General features: G+C 61.1%; 22 protein-coding genes. 5 read left to right on the forward strand and 17 right to left on the reverse strand.

Annotated features, from left to right (window positions below; translation table 11 throughout):
- Positions 1 to 84 precede the first annotated feature (84 nt).
- The 5 genes from JI744_RS14925 to JI744_RS14945 form a co-directional block, all read right to left on the reverse strand.
- Positions 85 to 360, reverse strand: a complete 276-nt coding sequence (locus JI744_RS14925; RefSeq protein ID WP_202661944.1) for a hypothetical protein — start codon at positions 358 to 360, stop codon at positions 85 to 87.
- Positions 350 to 625, reverse strand: coding sequence for a type IV secretion system protein VirB3 (locus JI744_RS14930; RefSeq protein WP_202661945.1), 276 nt, complete (start codon positions 623 to 625; stop codon positions 350 to 352). The genes JI744_RS14925 and JI744_RS14930 overlap by 11 nt, the downstream gene beginning before the upstream one ends.
- Positions 626 to 693: 68 nt before the next feature.
- On the reverse strand, positions 694 to 1,008 hold the full coding sequence (locus tag JI744_RS14935) for a TrbC/VirB2 family protein (RefSeq protein WP_202661946.1): 315 nt from the start codon (positions 1,006 to 1,008) through the stop codon (positions 694 to 696).
- Between the two features lie 4 nt (positions 1,009 to 1,012).
- Positions 1,013 to 1,579 (reverse strand): lytic transglycosylase domain-containing protein, encoded by a 567-nt coding sequence (locus tag JI744_RS14940; protein WP_328757379.1) that lies wholly within the window; start codon positions 1,577 to 1,579, stop codon positions 1,013 to 1,015.
- Positions 1,580 to 1,688: 109 nt separating this feature from the next.
- On the reverse strand, positions 1,689 to 1,973 hold the full coding sequence (locus tag JI744_RS14945) for a hypothetical protein (RefSeq protein ID WP_202661947.1): 285 nt from the start codon (positions 1,971 to 1,973) through the stop codon (positions 1,689 to 1,691).
- Between the two features lie 381 nt (positions 1,974 to 2,354).
- Between JI744_RS14945 and JI744_RS19275 the strand changes: the two genes are divergently transcribed.
- From JI744_RS19275 to JI744_RS14960, 4 genes are all read left to right on the forward strand, one after another.
- Positions 2,355 to 2,480 (forward strand): hypothetical protein, encoded by a 126-nt coding sequence (locus JI744_RS19275; protein ID WP_268885810.1) that lies wholly within the window; start codon positions 2,355 to 2,357, stop codon positions 2,478 to 2,480.
- 52 nt (positions 2,481 to 2,532) lie between these two features.
- Positions 2,533 to 3,171, forward strand: coding sequence for a hypothetical protein (locus tag JI744_RS14950; protein WP_236019479.1), 639 nt, complete (start codon positions 2,533 to 2,535; stop codon positions 3,169 to 3,171).
- A gap of 219 nt (positions 3,172 to 3,390) precedes the next feature.
- Positions 3,391 to 4,221 (forward strand): hypothetical protein, encoded by an 831-nt coding sequence (locus JI744_RS14955; protein ID WP_202661948.1) that lies wholly within the window; start codon positions 3,391 to 3,393, stop codon positions 4,219 to 4,221.
- 363 nt (positions 4,222 to 4,584) lie between these two features.
- Positions 4,585 to 4,782, forward strand: coding sequence for a DUF4172 domain-containing protein (locus tag JI744_RS14960; RefSeq protein WP_328757381.1), 198 nt, complete (start codon positions 4,585 to 4,587; stop codon positions 4,780 to 4,782).
- A gap of 224 nt (positions 4,783 to 5,006) precedes the next feature.
- Here the strand turns inward: JI744_RS14960 and JI744_RS14965 are convergent, their stop codons facing one another.
- Complete coding sequence (locus tag JI744_RS14965) at positions 5,007 to 5,924, reverse strand: LysR substrate-binding domain-containing protein (RefSeq protein WP_202661949.1); 918 nt, start codon at positions 5,922 to 5,924, stop codon at positions 5,007 to 5,009.
- A gap of 626 nt (positions 5,925 to 6,550) precedes the next feature.
- On the opposite strand from JI744_RS14965, the gene JI744_RS14970 reads away from it, so the two are divergent.
- Complete coding sequence (locus JI744_RS14970; protein WP_236019488.1) at positions 6,551 to 8,185, forward strand: GMC family oxidoreductase; 1,635 nt, start codon at positions 6,551 to 6,553, stop codon at positions 8,183 to 8,185.
- A gap of 15 nt (positions 8,186 to 8,200) precedes the next feature.
- Here JI744_RS14970 and JI744_RS14975 read toward each other — a convergent pair whose 3' ends face one another.
- From JI744_RS14975 to JI744_RS15025, 11 genes are all read right to left on the reverse strand, one after another.
- Positions 8,201 to 9,001 (reverse strand): aldo/keto reductase, encoded by an 801-nt coding sequence (locus tag JI744_RS14975; RefSeq protein ID WP_202661950.1) that lies wholly within the window; start codon positions 8,999 to 9,001, stop codon positions 8,201 to 8,203.
- A gap of 12 nt (positions 9,002 to 9,013) precedes the next feature.
- Positions 9,014 to 9,499: a VOC family protein gene (locus tag JI744_RS14980; protein ID WP_202661951.1), complete on the reverse strand. Its 486-nt coding sequence runs from the start codon at positions 9,497 to 9,499 to the stop codon at positions 9,014 to 9,016.
- Positions 9,500 to 9,510: 11 nt separating this feature from the next.
- A complete protein-coding gene (locus JI744_RS14985; RefSeq protein WP_202661952.1) occupies positions 9,511 to 10,530 on the reverse strand; it encodes an aldo/keto reductase in 1,020 nt (339 codons plus the stop codon).
- On the reverse strand, positions 10,517 to 12,178 hold the full coding sequence (locus JI744_RS14990) for a GMC family oxidoreductase (RefSeq protein ID WP_202661953.1): 1,662 nt from the start codon (positions 12,176 to 12,178) through the stop codon (positions 10,517 to 10,519). The genes JI744_RS14985 and JI744_RS14990 overlap by 14 nt, the downstream gene beginning before the upstream one ends.
- 7 nt (positions 12,179 to 12,185) lie before the next feature.
- Positions 12,186 to 13,697, reverse strand: a complete 1,512-nt coding sequence (locus JI744_RS14995; RefSeq protein ID WP_407927601.1) for an aldehyde dehydrogenase family protein — start codon at positions 13,695 to 13,697, stop codon at positions 12,186 to 12,188.
- Positions 13,698 to 14,144: 447 nt separating this feature from the next.
- Positions 14,145 to 15,236, reverse strand: a complete 1,092-nt coding sequence (locus tag JI744_RS15000; protein WP_202661954.1) for an ABC transporter ATP-binding protein — start codon at positions 15,234 to 15,236, stop codon at positions 14,145 to 14,147.
- Positions 15,229 to 16,029, reverse strand: a complete 801-nt coding sequence (locus tag JI744_RS15005; RefSeq protein ID WP_202661955.1) for an ABC transporter permease — start codon at positions 16,027 to 16,029, stop codon at positions 15,229 to 15,231. The genes JI744_RS15000 and JI744_RS15005 overlap by 8 nt, the downstream gene beginning before the upstream one ends.
- Positions 16,030 to 16,039: 10 nt before the next feature.
- Entirely contained in the window at positions 16,040 to 16,867 is an 828-nt protein-coding gene (locus JI744_RS15010) for an ABC transporter permease (RefSeq protein WP_202661956.1), read from the reverse strand.
- A gap of 136 nt (positions 16,868 to 17,003) precedes the next feature.
- Positions 17,004 to 18,167 (reverse strand): ABC transporter substrate-binding protein, encoded by a 1,164-nt coding sequence (locus tag JI744_RS15015; protein ID WP_202661957.1) that lies wholly within the window; start codon positions 18,165 to 18,167, stop codon positions 17,004 to 17,006.
- A gap of 184 nt (positions 18,168 to 18,351) precedes the next feature.
- On the reverse strand, positions 18,352 to 18,846 hold the full coding sequence (locus JI744_RS15020; RefSeq protein WP_202661958.1) for a heme-binding protein: 495 nt from the start codon (positions 18,844 to 18,846) through the stop codon (positions 18,352 to 18,354).
- 61 nt (positions 18,847 to 18,907) lie between these two features.
- Entirely contained in the window at positions 18,908 to 19,660 is a 753-nt protein-coding gene (locus JI744_RS15025) for a FadR/GntR family transcriptional regulator (RefSeq protein ID WP_202661959.1), read from the reverse strand.
- Positions 19,661 to 19,663 lie beyond the last annotated feature (3 nt).

The following is a 19,663-nucleotide window of genomic DNA, read 5'->3' on the forward strand; positions in this document are numbered from 1 at the left end:
TGTTCCCTGATCATCCCGATAATCTGCGCCTCGGTGAAACGGCTTTTCCTCATGTCGTCTGCTCCTTCTCAGGTTGGGCAGACTCTACATCACAGCGAGGGAACTTCCGGGGGGCAGGTCAAGCCTGGCGAGCGAGGCCGGGACGAGGGACAAATCGCTCTCTTCCACGGTGAAGCTGTCGAGACCATCGACCACGGCAGAGGCAATCAGATCGCCCTGGCGGGTCAGGATCAGATCGTCTGCGGGTGCGGAGAGCCAAGGCAGATGCCGCGCCAGCGTCTCGGCGCCTAGATCCTCGGGACGGAGTACGGATTTCAGGGCCGGCGTGGCCGGGAAGAGGGATTTCAGATCAGCTGACATGGCGGTCCCCGCCGAAAGCCGATTTGCCCCGCGTGCGCGGGGTGCGGGAAAAGACCACCGCTGCCGTCTCGAAGAGGTTCGGATTGCGGTCCGCCACAAACCACAGCACCGGATAGCCCACCACTCCGATCAGGAGGAAACGCCAGTCATTCGCCCCAACGAATGGGATGACCGAGCCCAGCATCAGGCTCACGAAATACCCGATCGGCAGGCCGAAGATCTTCGGCGGCCGGGTGAGGCCGAGGAACAAAGGTGCGTCGTGCATGGGAAATGATCCGGATCGGGCCAGCGGGCGGGGGGCGTCACGCACCCCCTGCCCTGCCGCCCTCTGCCTCAGGGTGCGGCGAAGCCATCGATGATCGTCGCGGCCGAGAAAACCAGCACGACACCAAAGAAGATCGCAAGGAACAGCGGCCAGTTCAGGCGGCCGGTGAACATCATGTAACCCGCTGCCACCACGGCAAGGATGGCAATCAGACGACCGATCGGGCCGGTCAGGCCATCGACAATGGTTTGCAGCATATTCTCAAGCGGATCGAGGTTTTGTGCCAGGGCCGGTTCGGCGAGGATCGCGAAGAACGGCAGGGCCAAAAGCAGGGTGCCGAGCGAAAGGCGCGGCAGCCGCGCGCCCGTGAGAAAACGAAACATCAGGTTACTCCTTTACAAGTGTGGTGGCAGTCAACCGGAGCACCTTGGCCACATGGCCCTCGGTCTCGGCATAGGGGGGAATGCCGCCATATTTCCGGACTGCCTCAGGTCCGGCGTTGTAGGCGGCGAGCGCCAGATCGGGCGCGCCAAAATCCTCAAGTTGAGCGAGGAGATACCGCGCGGACCCGCGCAGGTTTTCTTCGGGATCATAGGGATCGACGCCCAACACTGCCGCCGTGCCCGGCATAAGCTGGCCAAGGCCGATCGCGCCAACGGCCGAGCGGGCATCCGGGTTGAAGCCGGACTCCACCGCAATATTGGCGCGGAAGAGCGCCAGCCATTCTGGGCCCGTCAGTCCGGCCTCCCGCAGACCTGGGTGGCGGAGATAATCGTCACCGACATTCAGCACCAAGTCTTCGATGGCAGCATGCCCCATGGGGCCGCGCCTGGACTCTGCGTTGACATAGGAGGCGCGCCAGACACTGGTATCGGGAGTCGGGGTGGGATCAACCTCTGTCTCGCGGTCCTCGCGCGTCCGCCGCGCGGGGATGGTTTTGCCGAAGTCGAGCACTCCGGATTGGACGCGTAAATCGCTCCCGCCTGCCCTGAGGTCAATGACCTCTGCGGCACCTTGGCTAGCGCCCAGACCCAACAGGGTCAGACCGCCGCAAAGGGCCAGGCTAGCTTTGAGGAGATGTCTCCGCTCCATGGGTCCAGGTCGCCTTTTCACCCTTCTTCAAAGGCACACCCACCGTGGTAAGTCCCAGCTCGACGCCTAAGGAGATCAGACCAACTATGGTCTTGAACTCCCTGGGCTGGAGCGTGCGCTGGTTAACAAGAAGAGCGGCCTGGTCACCACTGCGCAAATAGATGCGCCAGTCGCCAATCCAGGTACTTCCGACCTTACTCGCATCTTCCAGGCAATGGGCTTCGACGATACCGCCTTCGGTCAGGGCCTCCTTCAATCCGGCCTGCAAGATCACCGGGTACAAGTTCCTCATGGCTCAGCACGCTCCGAAAGCTTGATCGTTCGGTGCCAACATAGTGCGTGTCGCGCTGTTGAGAAACCGTTCACGGCGCAACTTGGGGGCGTTGCTATCAATACAATTCTATTGCGTCAATAGTATTGTTTTGACATCTATCCAATATCAATGATGCGAGGACGCCCTATGCCGCACCCTTCCCCGAACCTGCAATTGGCAAGGCTAGTCTGCTGCGCGCTACTCTGTTCCGGCTCACAAGCCTGGGCCGGAACAGCGCTCGATTGTTTGCCACCACTGCCCCCCGCTGCGGTCGGCGACGATGCAACCCGCGTGGCTTATGCCTCTGAGATTCATGAGGAATACGTGGCTTACTTCGAGAACGCGCAGACCTATTTGCACTGTCTCGAATCCGCCCGGGCTGAGGCGACGGCGGAGGTCAACCGGGTCATCGCCGAATACCAGACGCTCGCCCCGGCGCCGGACGACTGATGTCGCCCCGGTCCCGCATCTGAGCCCTTCCCCTCTTCAAGGAATATCTCTCATGACCCTTCGTAGCCTTGCCACCGGCTTCGCCACTTCAGCGCTGATGTCGCTTGCCACCCCCGCCGCGGCCTATCCTGTAGACTGTGCGATCCTGCTTTGCCTCGCGGGCGGCTGGCCCGCCTCGGCTGAGTGCGCCCATGCCTGCGCTGTGTTCATCGCGCGCATCACGCCCTGGCCAGTCGAGCCACCGTTGCAAATCTGGAATTGCCCGATGCGTGCGGATTTCAGCCGCAGGACGCCGGTCGAACGCCTGTTCGATATATCGTTCAGTCCGCCGTCACCGCCACCGCTGTCGTTGCCCGCCCTTCCCTTCCCGGCCCCAATTGCCGTGGCAGATCAAGCCGACATCGATATCTCCGATCCAGCCTACGATTTCGTACGCTCGATCCATGTGTTTCAGATCGAGTATGCGCGGCGGCGCGGAAAGGACGGCGACTGCATGACATCGTCCAACATCCGCGAAGGCAAATACGGCGAACAGGGCGATTTCAGCTGGGCACATTCGTCACCAGCCCGTGTCCCGCCCGCCTCGGCCTTCGGCCCAGGCACCAACTGCAGCACCTATGCGTTTCGCAGCGTCTTCGTGGACTGGAAAGACTACGAGGGCACCTATGGCTTCGAAGAGGTTCGGTACTGAGGCGGTTTCCGCCGCACCGGCACATCCCTGATCAACCCGAAAGAACCGCAACCCCACAAAAGAAAACGACGCCAGACCATAGATCCGACGCCGCCCAAATTCGTTCGTAGCACTGGGAATTTAGCGCGAGCATTGGATCCGTTCAACCGGCAACTGCATTGCTGGAACAAATTTTTGTTGCCCGAAGGCCCGGCGTCCTTGGAAGAAGGACGACTACCAATGGAACTGACCACCGGCGCCATCTTGCGCCGCATCACCGAGACATCTCTGTCGGTCTCGGCCCACAAGCTGGCCACGATCATTCTGGACGGCATCGCCTGGAAGGATGGCTACAGCGGGCTCGAGCGCGGAACTGCCGCCTTCACGCTCGCCACCCTTGCCGACAAGATGAGCGTGTCGCGCCAGCATCTGAGCCTCCTGCTGGCTGAGTTGGCGTCCTCGGCCCTTGGGCTCTTGCGCTGGAAGCCGCATGGCAAGTTCGCGCCTTGGCTCTTCCGATTTGGCGCTGTGGATAACCCTGCGCCCGAGCCAGATCTCGTGTCAGCCACAGATGACACATCACTATCTAGAGATTCTAAGAACAAAATGATGTTCGCTGGAAAGATTGAAATAGGGGCTGGGTCAAACGTCCACCGAACACCTTGGGGCGACCTGATCAAAGCGGCCAAGACCGCCCTGCCCTGCTGGAATGTCGATACCCAGGTCATCTGGGACGCGTTCCGCGCGTTCAACCGGGCAAGGGGGAATGAGCAGGTTCCAGCAGGGTATTTGCTGGGGTTCATGCGGAAATGGCGGAGTTCGGGGACGACCCTGCCTAGGCCGGAACCCGAACGGGCGCTCGGTCCTAAAGAACAGGAAGCTGCAGATCTGATCCGACTGGCACCGGTGAAGAACTGGCGTTTCCACGAGCGGGATCTGGAACGGCGCATCGGCCGTGAAGCCTACGCCGCGCGGATAAGCGCAATGCAGGATCGGTTCGGAGCGAGCCGATTTTCGGCCGCATTGGCTGTGCATGGGCAAGCGGTTCGGGCAGGAGAGATCTCGCGATGAGCACACTTTCAACTTTAGCCCGAAGACCTTTCGTAGTCGTGAGGCCCTCGGTATCGGGACTTATCTTCTCAAATCTTCCGTCGATTGGAGTATCGGCGAGGCGATGTTCCAGGGAGCAGCCCTTGATGTCACTCGCACCACCAACAAGTGCGGGCGGCGCATTCCCGATCGGGGGCTTTCCATCGTCGAAGGCAACTGGGCTGGCCGTCGCGGCGATGTTCAGTGTCTTGAGCGATAGATACGCTCCCAATGGCTCACTAATTTACATGCCATGAGTTATAGAGGGAGACTCTGTCGCTCATGACATGGAACTGAACCCAACCAGGCTGGCCGGATTTCATATACGACGCCACGGCGCTCGCCGTGCTTGAGAGCCGCCCCCCGCTTTCCTCGGGCGAGGTTCTCGGCGCCGTGCGACATGTGGAGCAGGGCGTCCGTGAACGGTTGCAGATCGAGCTTCTGAGCGAGGAAGCCTTGCGGACCAGCGCCATCGAAGGGGAGGTGCTAGACACGGCTCAGTGTGCAATCCTCACCGAGTTTGCCCGAACCTTTGTCCCGTAATAGGGCCCGACGCTCCGCAAGCCGCAAAGCACCGCGACAGCGCCCGTTGCTCAACCCACCCAAATGGGCAAAACTCAGACCCGAAGTCTCGCTCACGCTGGATAAGAGTTGGGGGCAACGTCACCCACTTTGCTATCGAGCCGAAGAGCGGCACCCATGACCGCGACGATGGACCGCGTTTGAAAGTACGGCTGTCCTGTCAATGCAAGCTGCATATCCAAATTTCAGGCGGGCGTAATATTCTCCCAATCTTGTCGCTGCAACCAACGATGCACAGCGGCAATATGTTTGCTCCTTTGCTTCGCCTTGGTCGTGATCAGATAAAACCCCGGAACAGTCTCCGCGGGCATCCCTGCCAACACCCGCACACCGAGCGGTGCGGCAAGCCTGCCCAAGCGAATATCTTCTTCCGCCTCCAGAACCGAGATCAGCCCGACGCCAAGCCCCTCCTGAGTGGCAAGCCGCATAGTTTCCGCGTCGTCCAAGGTCAGGGCGCCATCCAGTTCTCGGGCTTTGACTCCAAGGTATTTCAGAATGTCGGGCCAAAGCCGCTTCGATCGTAGCGGTTGTAAGAGGCTGAATCGGAGTAAGTCCTCTGGCGAATCAATGCGCTCAGCCATGTTTGGATGGCAGCAGATCACTTTGGGGTCGCGTAGCAGCAAATGGCTGACCACATCCATACGATCACCATAGCCCCATTGCACCGCGAGGTCGATCTGTTCGCGCTCCATATCGACAATATCTACCACTGAGGTCAGCTCGATTTCGGCATCGGGCACAATCTGGCGAAACAGCCCCAAACGGGGCAATAGATAATGTGTGCCGAAATATGGGCTAACATTCAGGGTGATCCGCACGCGCTCGCGAGGGTTGATGATGCGGCTCACACCCACGTCGAAACTCTCGAAACCGGCATTAACATAGTGTGACAAAGTGATAGCGCTCTTCGTCAAGCGGATGCCGCGACCCCCTTGCTCAAAAAGGACGACGCCAAGTGCTTCTTCCAGCAGGCGGATCTGTTGACCCACATCCTGCGGAGACACCAAGAGCTCTTCTGCAGCCTCCCGCAGCGACCGGTGGCGCGAAACGGCATGAAAGACCCTAAGCAAATTCAGTGGCGGCAGGCGAACCCTTGCAGTCATATTCCTAGCTCAGCGAAGAGACAGAGGGCCGAGAAAATGGCTAGCATTTCAGAACCGCACAAGATCTGCTTGCGATTGTGCTGACAAATTCATGTAGTCCCCTTGGGTGGCAATCTAGCTTATCATCGTTTCAGAAGCGCGGCTCGGCGTCTGATTAGTCGATGCGGTTGAAGTCTACCATCTCGGAGCGCCCGAGTGTGCCTGCGCATGAAGCGAAGAATTTGCAGCCAAGAATCGGCGGGAGGCGCTCTGTATTCGGTAGCCTGTTCGGATGCAGAGCGTTTCCCTCGTTGTCGATCTTCAAGCGTCCTTCTCATCGGGGCGACATCCAGAAGTATGAACAGGCTAAGCCTTTCTTCCTTCATGCAGACATATTCGACGCTGTCCGTCTTGTCTGTCATCTTGCGCATCTGATCTCCAAGCAGGTTGTAGACTCACCAATCTATCCGACTGGATGGGCAGCGCTGTTGTGAACCACGACGTGATGGGTATGCGGGTCGAAATCCATACGTTGAATGGCTCATGACTTATTCGGCTTCCTGATCCTAACAAATCCTGTCTGACCATTTATTGTAATACAAGTGATGACACACAACTTTCTACTTTTTTTTGGCACCGTGACCAGTATGATTGGCGTTCTGATGGAGACGAATATGAAACCGGACGTTGCGGCAGACTACATCGTTGTTGGAGGCGGCTCAGCGGGCTGCGTGCTGGCCTCACGCTTGTCGGAAGACCCCAAGGTGTCGGTCATTCTGATAGAAGAAGGGCCGTCCGACCTCAATCCGGCGATCCATCTGCCCGTCATGGTCTACAAAACAGCAACCGGGAACTTGCTGCAGCGTTTCGTGCAGGAGGTTCCGAAGGACGTGCTGCGCAAACGTTCAGAGGCCAGCATGGTGCAGGCGCGCGTCCTTGGAGGCGGGTCTTCGGTCAATGCCATGATTTATCTGCGCGGAATCCCTTATGATTTTGATCGCTGGTCCGAATTCGGCGCCGAAGGCTGGGGTTTCGACGACGTGCTACCCTACTATGTGCGCTGCGAGGACAATGACGCGCTTGGCGGGCCGATGCATGGCGAAGGTGGGCCGCTGAAGATCTCATATCCCGAGCATGTCGACGATTTGACCCGCGCCTTCCTGCGCGCCTGCCAACAGGCGGGTTTCGCACCGCGTTCAGATTTCAACGCGGGCGAACAGGATGGCTGCGGCCTTTATCAGGTGACCACCCGCAAGGGGCGGCGGTCTAGCGCAGCGGTCTGCTATCTGCGCCCTGCTCGCAAGCGCGCCAACCTGCGGGTGATGACCGGCACCAAGGCACTGCGGCTGGTAATCGAGGGTGGCCGCTGCACTGGTGTCGAGATTCAGCGCTGCACCGAGCGGCGCGTGCTGCGCGCGGGCCGTGAAGTTGCCCTGACAGCGGGCGCAATCAACACCCCGCGGCTGATGCTGCTGTCCGGCATCGGGCCGGCCGCGCATCTGCGCGAGGTAGGCGTGCCGGTCTTGCATGACCTGCCCGGCGTCGGTCAGGGCCTGCAGGACCATATGGACGTCTACATGGTCTATGAACTTGCCGGCCGTTACGGCTATGACCGCTACAAGTCGCTTCCGATGAAGGCTTGGGCCGGGTTGCAATATGCCTTGTTCCGCGAAGGCCCGATCTGCTCGAACGTGATCGAGGGCGGTGCCTTCTGGCGGGCAAATGACAGCGACCCGCATCCCGACATCCAGTATGCCTTCCTGGCCGGGTCCGGCGTCGAAGAGGGCGTGCCTCCGGTTGCCGGCGGCTATGGCTGTACGCTGAATGCCTGCTTCACGCGGCCGCGGTCACGGGGCTGGGTGGGGCTGAAGTCGAACCGACCCGAAGATGCACCGCGGATCGTGCCGAACTACCTGTCGGATCCCTATGACCTCGACAGCATGGCCCGGGCGGTCAAGAAGGGACGCGAGATCATGAGCCGCCCGGCCATGACCAATCTTGTCCGGGCCGAGCGGCTGCCCGAGCGCGATCTGGTCAGCATGGACGATTACCGCGGCTATGTCCGTGACTGGGCGCAGGGCGCGCTGCATCCTGTCGGCACCTGCCGGGTCGGCAATGATCCAATGGCCGTGGTCGACAGCCAGTTGCGCGTGCATGGCATCGCCGGTCTGCGAATCGCTGACATGTCGATCTTCCCGTTCGTGCCCTCGGGCAACACCAACGGGCCCGCGATCATGACGGGTGAGCGCGCCGCGGACTTTATCCGGCGAGGCCGGAACTAAGGCGACGGCGTCGGATCAGATGCCGTCCCAGATCGGGTTCAGTTCGGGAATATCCACCACGCGCCGATGCACCGCCCGCAGGGCCGAGATCGCATCAAGCTCGGTCGGCGACAGCACCAACGTCTCGGCCGACAGGTTCGCGATGGCATTCTTCGGCTTGGTCGTCATCGTCACCGGCGAGATCCCCTGCGCCAGAATCCAAGCGAGGATCACGGTCGCCTCGCTGACGCCATGCGCCTTGGCGACCGAGAGCGTGGCCGGCTGGTTCAGCGCCTCGCCCCGCCCCAGCGAACAATAGCCCTGCAGCGACATGTCCAGCCGCCGGGCGGTGGCGCGGATCTTTTCCTGATTGATCAGCGGGTGGAACTCGATCTGATTGACCGCGATCTTTGCCGGCGAGCGCGCCACGGCCCGTTCCATCAACCGCGTCGTGGCATTGCTGATGGCGATCTCACGGCAATAGCCGGCGCTGCGCGCGTCGTTCAGGGTGTCCACCATCGCGTCGAAAACCGCATCGTCATACGGCGGCCAGTGCATGAACAGCAAATCCACGCAGTCGGTGCCCAGCCGATCAAGACTTTCCCGGACCGAAGGCATGAAGCTCTCAGGCGTCAGGTTCTCGGGCTTGACCTTGGTCGCGATACGAATGCCTTTGGCCCCCGTCGCGCGGATGGCGGCGCCCACCTCGGCCTCGTTTCCGTACCATTGCGCGGTATCCAGCGCGCGATAGCCGGCCGCAAGGGCCATTTCGATCGCCGCCTGCGCCGCGTCGCCTTCAAGGGGCCAGGTTCCAAAGATCAGATGGGGTTCTTGCATGTGCTGTCCAGCTCAGTCAGGCGGGTTGTAATCAAGACGGCGATCGCTGCTGACCAGTTCGAAGGTCTGGCCCCACGGCGCTCGGAAATAGATCCAGGTCAGGCCGGCAAGCGGGCCGGTCTCGATCAGGGTCGGCCCGTCCAGCATGTCGACGCCGGCGGCCCGGAGCCGCGCCGCGGCGGCATGGGCATCTTGCGTCCGAAACGCCAGATGAAAGCCGCCGGGCTGGCTGTTGCGTTTCGGCGGATCGTCCCGGCCGGGATCTCCGCCATATTCGAACACCTCCAGAACCGTGCCGTCGGCAAGGCGCAGAAAGCGGGCATTGCGGATGCGCGTCTCGGGCGGCACGCCAAGATGGCGGCTCATGAAGCCGCCATCGATGTCAAGCGGCCCCGTTTCCATCACAACCTCGGCGCCGAACAGCGCAGTCAGGAACGCCGTCGCCGTCTCAAGGTCGGGCACGGTAAAGCCGATATGGTCCAGTCCCTGAATCGACATGCCCAAACCGCTCAGCCGGCCGGAACCGGCGCGTCCTCGCGCAGCAGGCCCTGGTCCTTCAGCGCGGCCCAGAATTCGGCAGGGATCGGCTGCGAGAACCAGTCGATGTTTTGCTGAAGCTGGCCCACGGTGCGGGTTCCGGCGACGAACGAGGCGATCACCGGGTGCGCCACGACGAATTGCAGCGCCGCCGCCGGCAGCGACACGGCGAATTCCCGGCAAACCGCCTCGATCTTGGCCACCCGTGCCATCACATGATCGGGCGCGGCTGCGTAGTTGTATTTTGCGCCCGGCACCGCGCCGGTGGCGAGGATGCCGGAGTTGAAGCCGCCGCCGATGACGACCCCTGCTCCGCGCTCGGCGCAAAGCGGCAGGAACTTGTCCAGCGCCTCCTGCTCAAGCAGCGTATAGCGGCCGGCCAAAAGGAAGGCGTCGAAATCGTGCCGCTCCAGCGCGGCATGGCACACTTCCCATTCGTTCACACCCATGCCGACGGCGCCGATCACGCCTTCGTCGCGCAGGCGCAGCAGGGCATGCGCGGCACCGCTCATCGCCTCTTCAAAGGCGGCGGGCTGCTCGTCGCCGCGGGTGTAGTGGTCGGTGTCATGGATGAAGCAGATGTCCAGCCGCTCAAGCGCCATCCGTTGCAGGCTGTCCTCGATCGAGCGCAGGGTCGCGTCGTAGGAATAGTCGAAATGGGCGCGGAAGGGCGCCGCATTGACATAGGGGCCGAAATCGATCGAGGCGCGTGGCGCCGGTGTCAGGATGCGTCCGACCTTCGACGACAGCACAAAGTCGGTCCGCCGCCGCCAGCGCAATGCCTGACCGGTGCGGATTTCGGACAGGCCATTGCCGTAAAGCGGCGCGGTGTCGAAATAGCGGATACCCGCGTCCCACGCCGCGTCGAACATCGCCATCGAGGTCGCTTCGTCTATCTCGCGGAACAGGTTGCCGATGGGTGCCGCGCCAAAGCCCATGGCCGTCACCGTCAGGTTGCTGCGGCCGAATTTCCGGGTGTCAGAGGGACGCATGTGCAGGCTCCTTTGTCTGGGGCCCTTCAGCCCGGTCTGAAATGGCTAGGGCGGGCTTGCCAAGGATCATGTCTGCGGCCTTTTCGGCCATCATGATCGTGGGGGCATTGGTGTTCGACGAAACAATCCGCGGCATTGCCGAGCTGTCGCAGACCCGCAATCCCTCGATCCCGCGCAACCGCATCTGCGGATCCAGAACCGACGCCTCGTCCCCACCCATCCGGCAGGTTCCGACCGGGTGATAGGCGGTGCGGGCATGCGACCGTACAAACGTCACGAATTCCTCGTGCGAGCGCGGGATCTCCCCCGGGGTGTGGATGCGGCGCAGAAAAGGGGCCATCGCGGGCTGCTGCAGTATCTCAAGGCTCTTGCGCACGCCTTCGATGCTGCAGTCCATGTCATAGGGATCGGCAAAGCAATTCAGATCGATCAGCGGCGCGGCCGCCGGATCGCTCGATGAGAGCGATACCCGGCCCCGCGAGCGTGGCCGCAGATGGTAGGAGTTCAGCGTACAGCCATTGCCGCCCGGTACTTCTCCGATGCCCTTTTCCACCCCGGCGCCCGGCAGGAAATGGAACTGGAGGTCGGGCGTGGCCTGATCCTTGTCGCCCCACCAGAAGGCCCCGCCTTCCGCGATGTTCGACGACACTGGCCCGCGACCGAACATGAAATATTCCATGCCCGCCCACAATTTCCAGTGCGGCTTCTTGTACTTGTCGTAGGAGAAAGGCCCCTTCAGTTCGGCCACGATGTCAAGATCGAGGTGGTCGTGCAGGTTGCCGCCGATGGCCGGGTTGTCCAGCACGACCGGGATGCCAAGAGCCCGCAGATGGTCGGCCGGACCTATGCCCGACAGCATCAGGATTTTGGGCGAGCCGATGGCACCGGCCGTCAGGACGACTTCTGTCGCGGCAGTTGCCTTTTTCACCGAACCGCCCACGGCATATTCAACCCCGGTTGCACGCGCTCCGCTGAAGAGGATGCGGAGAACCTGACAGCCCGTCACCAGTTTTAGATTGGGCCGCGACATGGCGGGTCGTAGATAGCCCACTGCGGCGCTGCAGCGTTTTCCGTCGAATGAAGTGGTCTGATAATAGCCGCAACCCGCCTGTGAGGCGCCGTTGAAGTCGGTATTGAAAGGCAAGCCGGCCTCTTGCGCTGCGCGTACAAAGGCCGAGGTCAGCGGACTTATATGGCCATTGTCACTGACCTTCAGCGGGCCTTCAGTCCCGTGATAGGGGCCGCCCAGGCGGATGTTGCCTTCCGATTTGCGGAAGTAGGGCAAGACCTCGTCCCCGGACCAGCCGACGCAGCCGTCCTTTTCAACCCAGCCGTCGTAGTCCTGCAGGCATCCTCGGGTAAAGACCAGCGCATTGATCGAACTGCCGCCGCCGAGCACCTTGCCCTGCGGATAGACAAGCACCCGGTTGTTGCAATGTCTCGCGGCCTGGGTGGAGTAGCCCCACGTCAACGGACCCTCGGTCATCTTCGAAAATCCGACTGGCATGTGGATGAACGGGTTCGTGTCGCGCGGACCCGCCTCCAGCAGCAGAACCCGTGCCGCGCGATCCTCGCTCAGCCGGGTGGCCAGAGTGCAGCCGGCTGAGCCGCCGCCGACGATAACATAGTCGTAGCGTTCATTGCTCATGATGCGCTCATACAAGCCAAGGGCTGCGTGCGCCCATGTCGATATGGACGGATTTGATCTCGGTGTATTCCTCGACGCCGTAGATGCCCGACTCACGCCCGATGCCCGACTGCCGGAACCCGCCAATCGGCATTTCCGGTCCGCCCGCCATGAAGGTATTGACCCAGACCCGCCCGGCCTTGATGCGCCGTACCGCCTGCAGAGTGTTCTGCAGGTTGGTGCTCCAGATCCCGGCAGACAGGCCGTATTCCGTGTCATTGGCCAGTGCAATAGCCTCTTCGGCGGTCTCGAAGGTAAGCAGGCTGGCGACCGGCCCGAAGACCTCTTCACGGTTGATCTGCATCTCGGGGCGCGTTTCGGCAAACAGCGTCGGCAGGACCGAGAGCAGCAGTTCGGTGTTTGCACCGCCGCCGCAAAGCAGCTCCGCGCCATCGGATTTGGCGCGCTCGATATAGCCAAGGACCTTGGCGTGCTGCACCGGGCTGATGATCGACCCCATCTTGACCGCCGGATCCAGCGTGTCACCGACGGTAATCCGGGCGATCTTCGCAAGCAGGAGTTTCTGCAACTCGGCCGCAACATCGCGATGAACGATAAAGCGGCTGCCCGAAACACATGTCTGACCCGCATTTGCAACCATGCCGTAGACAAGCCCATCGGCCGCCGCCTGCAGATTGGCGTCAGCGAAGACCACCTGCGGATTCTTGCCGCCCAGCTCAAGGCTGACTTTTTTGATATGGCGCGCTGAGTTGACCATGGTCGAGCGGCCGATGTTGGTCGAGCCGGTGAAGGACACCATGTCAACCAGCGGGTGATCGACGATGGCCTGACCCACCACTGGGCCGGTGCCTGTGACAACGTTGATCACACCGGCGGGAACCCCGGCCTCGGCGGCCAGTTCGGCGATGCGCAGCGTCGTCGCCGATGTCATTTCGCTGGGCTTGATGACCGCCGTGCAGCCCGAAGCCAGGATGAACGGCAGCCGCTCGGCAAGGATAAAGAACGGGTAGTTCCATGGCGTGATGATGCCGACAACACCGATAGGTTCGCGCAGAACCATGCCGAACAGGCCGTCGCCAAGGTTGTTGTGGCTGTCGCCATGTAGCGCCTGCGCCATTCCGGCAGCATAATCCCAGATGTCGGCCGCGCCAGCTACTTCGCCGCGCGACTGGGTGATCGGCTTGCCGACCTCCAGCGTTTCAAGCATCGCCAGATCTTCGGCATCGCGACGGATCAGATCGGCGACCCGCCGCAGCAGCTTGCAGCGCGCGGATGAGGGCAGACCGCTCCAGCGGCCGTCGTCAAACGCGATCCGGGCGGCGCGCACGGCGGCCTCCACATCCAAGGCGGTTCCGACCAGAATGGCGGTGACATCACGGCCGTGCGCGGGACTCTGGCGCACAATCTCGGCACTTGACGCGCCGGCCGTCCATCTGCCGTCGATGAACTGCTGAAAGCGCCGCGTGTCTTTCGGAAACTGCACCAGGCTTGCATCCAGCATCTTGGCCACCTCATCCATTTGTTTGCCCGCCTGCAGGGGGCACCCGATCAAAATTCCCGCATGACGCAGGTCACGCGGCGTCCCGGCTTGCCATCGCGGCAACCTTTTCCGCCCGGCCCGGCACCACGTCCCTTGCCGCGGAAGGGCAGTATCTTCTGTCACCCTTGACAGATCGCCCGGCTGACAAAACCCGCCTTGCGCTGTCTTGGCAGGCCGGATTCCAAGAAACATGAGGCAACGACCACCCCTCAACGCAACTCATATGATGACTTACAACATTGAGAAGATTCGCGTCAAGATTTTACAATGCAGCACACCCTGAGTTCGATTTGACGGGAATGGAGCCCAGACTTCCGGGCGAATTCTTGCTGAGGGCTTTGTCTCAGTCGGCCGTCCGGTCGATCTGACGGCACTGCGCCCGCCTGCCCGACCGGGTTTTCGGACGGGCAGGCCCCATGTCCATGCTCAGTCTCCAGATAGCGCCACGACCGCCGCCTCCGGCCAATGGACGCTGACCGCGTCGCCCCTGACAAAATGCGCCCCCGGCACGCCGCGATGCTCCTGACAGTTTACCACCGTGCCATCGGCCAGACGGACGGCATAGACGATCCGGCTGCCGATGAAGGTCAGGTCGTCCACCATCCCGTCAAACCGGTTCGCCGCCGGCCTGCCGCTGCCATGGCTGGCGGTGACATTGATGGATTCGGGCCGGATCGAAAGCAGGTTGCAGGTTGCAGTCTTGCCGCGTGTGTCAGCCACGGAAACGGTGCCGAACGAGGTGCCGAACACCGCGCCCCGCCCGGTTTCGCCCTGCAGCTTGCAGGGGATGATGTTCGTTTCGCCCAGAAACTTTGCGCAGAACAGCGATTGCGGTGCCGAGTACATTTGCTCGGGCGTGCCGATCTGTTCGATCCTGCCCTTGTTCATCAGCACGATCCGGTCGGAGAGGATCATCGCCTCGTCCTGATCGTGGGTGACATACAGGAAGGTGATGCCGGTTTCTGTGTGGATGCGCTTTAGCTCCTTCAGCATGTGCTGGCGGATCTTCAGGTCCAGCGCCGCCAGAGGTTCATCCAGCAGCAGCAAGAGCGGCTGGTTCACCAGCGCCCGCGCCAACGCCACACGCTGCGCCTGTCCGCCCGAAATCTGGCTGATCCAGCGGTCGGCAAATCCGCTAAGCTGGACCAGTTCCAGCATGTCGGTGGTCTTCTTGCGGATCTCGTCGCGCGGCAACTTTTTCAGCCGCAGCCCGAAGGCGACGTTGTCGAAGACATCCAGATGCGGGAACAGCGCATAACGCTGGAAGACCATGTTCACCGGACGCTTCTCTGGCGGCACGCGGCTCATGTCCACGCCGTCCAGAACGATCTTGCCACCGCTGACCGGATCAAACCCCGCGATCAACCGCATCAGCGTGGACTTGCCGCAGCCGGACGGCCCCAGCAGCGTCACGATCTCGCCACGCTGAATATTCAGGTTGATGTCCGAGAGAACTTGCATCTGACCGAATCTCTTGGTGACGCCGGTCAGTTCAACCAGAGGTTTGCTCTCAGACATGTGCGGTATTCCTTGAGTGTCGTTGCTGGCGTGCCCGGGCACGGCGCAGGCCAAGAATCATCGACATCGCAAGTACCAACAGGATGACGGAAGCGATGGCGATGACGGAGGTTGCATTGATCAGCGGCGTCACCGAGAGCCGCATCATCGACCAGATATAAAGCGGCAGCGTGCTCTGGTTGCCGCTGACGAAGACAGTGATGATGACTTCGTCGAAAGAGATAGCAAAGGAAAGGATCGCCGCACCGATAAGCGTAGGCGCGAGGATTGGCAGCGTCACCAGGCGAAAAACCGTAAAGGGACGGGCACCGAGGTCACGAGCGGCCTCCTCGATCGACAAATCGAAGAACTCCAGCCGTGACCGGCAGCTTTCGATGAAGAAGGGCAGTGTGATGACAACGTGCGAGAGCGTTACCGTCCAGAGCGAGCGCTGCATGCCTAACTGCGAAAACAGCGTGAGCAGCGAAATGCCAATGAACAGGCCCGGTAGCGCAATTGGCGCAAAGCTGAGAAAGCCGAAGATCTTTTTCAGCCGTCCGCCGATGCGTGCAAAGGCGAGCGCCGCCATCGAACCGATTACCGTCGTGATCAGCGTGGTCAGCAGGCCAACCTTAACCGAATTCAAAAAGGCATCGAGCAACGCGGGATCGGCCAGCGCCTCACGATACCAGCGCAGGCTCAGCCCCTCGAAAGGGAAGGTCAGCGCCGCCGAGCTGTGAAAGCTGAACAGCACGATGAAGAGGATCGGCACATAGAGGACGGCGATGTAGAGAACGGCATAGGCGCGTAGCATGAGACCCTCTTCAGTGGTAGCGGCGGTAGGGCGCGAGGCGCGCGACGCGGAAGCCGACAACGACGGCGAAATAGAGGGCCACGAACACCACAAACGAGATGAAGGCCATGGATGCACCAAACGGCCAGTTGCCCGACTGTCGGAACTGGTTCGAGATCAGCAGACCCACGGTTGTTCCGGTTCGCCCGCCAAGAAGCTGGGGCGTGATGTAATCGCCGGCAGCAAGTATGCACGTGAACATGAAAGAGCTGATCAAGCCACGGTTGATCATCGGCAAGGTGACGCCGAGGAAGGTTTGCATCGGACCCGCGCCAAGGTCTTTCGCTGCGGCGATATAGTCGGGGCTGACATCACGCAGCGCCGAGACCAGCATCAAAAGCGTGATCGGAATATAGACATGAGTCATTGCCACGACGACGGCGACCGCGTTGTAAAGCAAGAAGTCAAGCGGCTGGTCAATCAGTCCGGCCGCCAGTAGTGACGAGTTGATCAGGCCGTTCGAGCCCAGGATCATCCGCCAACCGTAAATGCGCACCAGATAGCTGGTGAACCACGAGGCCAGCACCAGATACATGAACAGGTTGGTACGGGTCTTGAAGACGATGAAGACCGCCATCGGATAGCTGAGAATTACCGATACGGTGGCGGTGATCAGGCCTATCTTCAGGCTATTCAGCATCACGGCGATGAAGCCGGAACTTTGCAGCGCCCGCATATAGTTCTCGCCGGTAAAGGCAGGGATCAGCACGAAGGACTTGGACAGCCAGAAGCTGAAGACCAGAAGGATCAGCGTCGGTATCAGGAATAGAAAGACCAGAACGCCGGCGGCTGGTGCCATCAGCGCCAGACCGGACCTTTCTCGTGGGGACATGGATTGAAGAATTGTCATTTGGCGAACCGATAGAGGAGGGTTTCTGCTCCAATCCACTTGCCGCCGGCGGTGGAAGCCGACGGCAAGCAGGGCTTGGAAAGTCTCAGAGGCCGATTTTCAAATCTTCATACGCCCGGACCCAGTCATCATAGGTCGCGAACTCGTCCGATTCCCGCGGCGGGATCCCTTCGAGCGGCGAGGTTTTGAAGACGCTGTCGAGGTCGTCATAGTTGAACAGCGCCCGGGTCTCTTCGTCCATCAGTGCGACGGCATTGTGGTTGACGCAGCCCGAAGTGGTCGCCTTGGCCAGCTTGGCCTGATATTCCGGCTTCAGCGTCTCGTTGATATAGGCATGTGCGGTGTCGATGTTCTCGGCGGCGCGCGGCGTGAACCAAGCGTCGCACCACATGACGGCGCCCTCCTCGGGGATGACATACTCCAGCTTGACGCCCTGCTTGGCAGCTTCGAACGGGATGCCGGACCAGCAGTTGAAGCAGGCGGCGATGTCACCGGCCGCGAAGAGAGAGATGATGTCACCGTTAGAGGGCGAGAAGGTTTTGCTTTGCGCCCGATATTCCTTCATCACCTCGAAGATCTCGGCCAGTTCATCCCTAGTAACGTTGGGATATTTCGCTCCAAACCCCGCGACGCGCGCCGCTATGGGCCAGGTGCCGGTGATTTCGTCGGTGATGGTGATCTTGCCCGCGAGTTCCGGCTTGAGCAGATCCTTGTAGCTGGTCGGCTTGTCCATCATCGCGGGATTGTAGACCAGCGAGTTCAGGCCCCATGTGAACGGAACACCCCATTGGGTATTATCCCAGTACCACCGCTCTCCTTGATAGAAGCCTGGGAAGATATTGTCCTTGTTGTAGTTCGGGATCTTGTCCATCTCGAGCGGGCGGATGATATCCAACTCGTCGACATAAAAGCGATTATAGGCTTGGTTGTATTCGGTCAGGTCGATCGGCACAGGGCTGCCGCCAAGGAACTTGGCCTGCACGTCATCTTGCGCCGTGATCGTCGCCAGCTCTGTCTTGACGCCGTTGGCATCAAGCCAAGGCTGGGCATCGCCGATCATGTCGAAGCCCTGCCACGTCATCATCCGCAGCGTGCCGCCAACTTCGGCGCGGGCAGCCCGGGGAAAGAACGGACCAAGAGCCGCGGCACCCGTGGCAGCAGCACCCATTCCCAGCAACCTGCGCCGCGAAAGCAGCAGTTCACTATAGCGACCATCCGCTGCCGCGCGCACTTCCTCGTGCGTCCACATTCTTCTCATTGTCGTTTCTCCGAGTTGACGTGTCTTATTTTAATCTTATGACATCATACAAGATACGACATGGCGGATATGTCAATGACTTTGTGGTGGACCGCCGGAATGCCCCGCGCCGGTGCAAGTGCTTCAAGCGCATGCCCGGGGAACCACGGGCAAGCCCGGCAGTGTTGCTTGCCGTTCAGGCGCTTTGGGCGGCCTTGAACGCCCGGATCGTCTCGACGATCAGCCGATGATCCTCGCTCGATTCGAGCCCGGACACCCCGATCGCGCCAACCATCAGATCGCCGACGTAAAGCGGCACACCGCCGCCGAACAACCCATAGCTGACCTGATCAAGCCCCCGGTTGGTTGAGAACCCTGGGTCACATCGATTCTCCAGCTCTAGCTCCATCGTCGACCGCCCAAAACGCCCGACGCCGGCAAACTTGCGGTCGATCCAGGTATGGGAATCGGCAGTCGTTCCCGGCAGCGCCGCGCGATACAGCACCTGCTCGCCAAGGTTGACCCCGACGATCACGCAATGGCCCTCAGCCCTGCAGCGGGCAAGAAGCCACTCACCCAAATCCAATGCATCTGCCTGGCTCAGCCGGGAGAACCGCAAATCAAGCGCCTCGGCCCGTAGGTCTGCAATGCGCTGCTGAAGATCGGCGGCGGTCTGGTTTTGGTCGGTCATTTTACTAATTCCCTTACCCGCGGGCGACAGGACGGCGCCCTCGACGAGCCATTTGCAAGCGTTATAGTCGGCTGCCGAACAGGCTGCCCGCGCCGGGCTCTGCCGCAGTTGGCTGGCCGGTGGACCGCGCCAGCGCCCGAAGTCTTTCAAGGCTGTTCTCCAGATGCAGGCGCATGGCATTCCGGGCGGCCTCCGGGTCGCTGACCTCAATTGCGCGGACAATCGCCTCATGCTCGGCATGGATTCGGTCGAAATATTTGTCCTTCATCTCCGAGGCGACGACGTAACTCAGCTGGAATCTGGGGACAAGGATCGGCTTCAGGTAAAGGAGGAACTCATAGATGTAATCGTTATGCGCCGCCTTCGCGATCGCGAGGTGAAAGTCGAAATCGTAATGCACCTGAACATCTTCGGGGTTGGGATAGGCGCTGTCGGCACTTTCCATCTCGATGCGGATCTGGCGCGCCTCGGCTTCGGTGCGGCGCATCGCGCAGCGAGCGGCGGCCTCGGTCTCAAGCGCCAGCCGCAGTTCGAGAAAGGACAGCGTCTGCGGCAGCGTCCGCAGGGTCTCGGTCGGAATCGAGAACGAGCGGCGTGGTGCATCGCTTACGAAAACGCCCTTGCCCTGCCGCGGCACCACCTGCCCCTCCGAGCGGAGCCGTGCGATCGCCTCGCGGATCACGGTGCGGCTGACCTCGAATTCGGCGCCAAGCTCGGCTTCCGTCGGCAGTTGCATGCCGGGTGCAAGCTCACCGGAGTGGATGCTGGCGATCAGTCGTTCGAAGACGATCGTGGATAAGCTCTCTCGTTTCATGCC

This window comes from Fuscibacter oryzae, from assembly GCF_016765795.1.
In the GTDB taxonomy this organism is placed as follows: Bacteria; Pseudomonadota; Alphaproteobacteria; order Rhodobacterales; family Rhodobacteraceae; genus Fuscibacter; species Fuscibacter oryzae.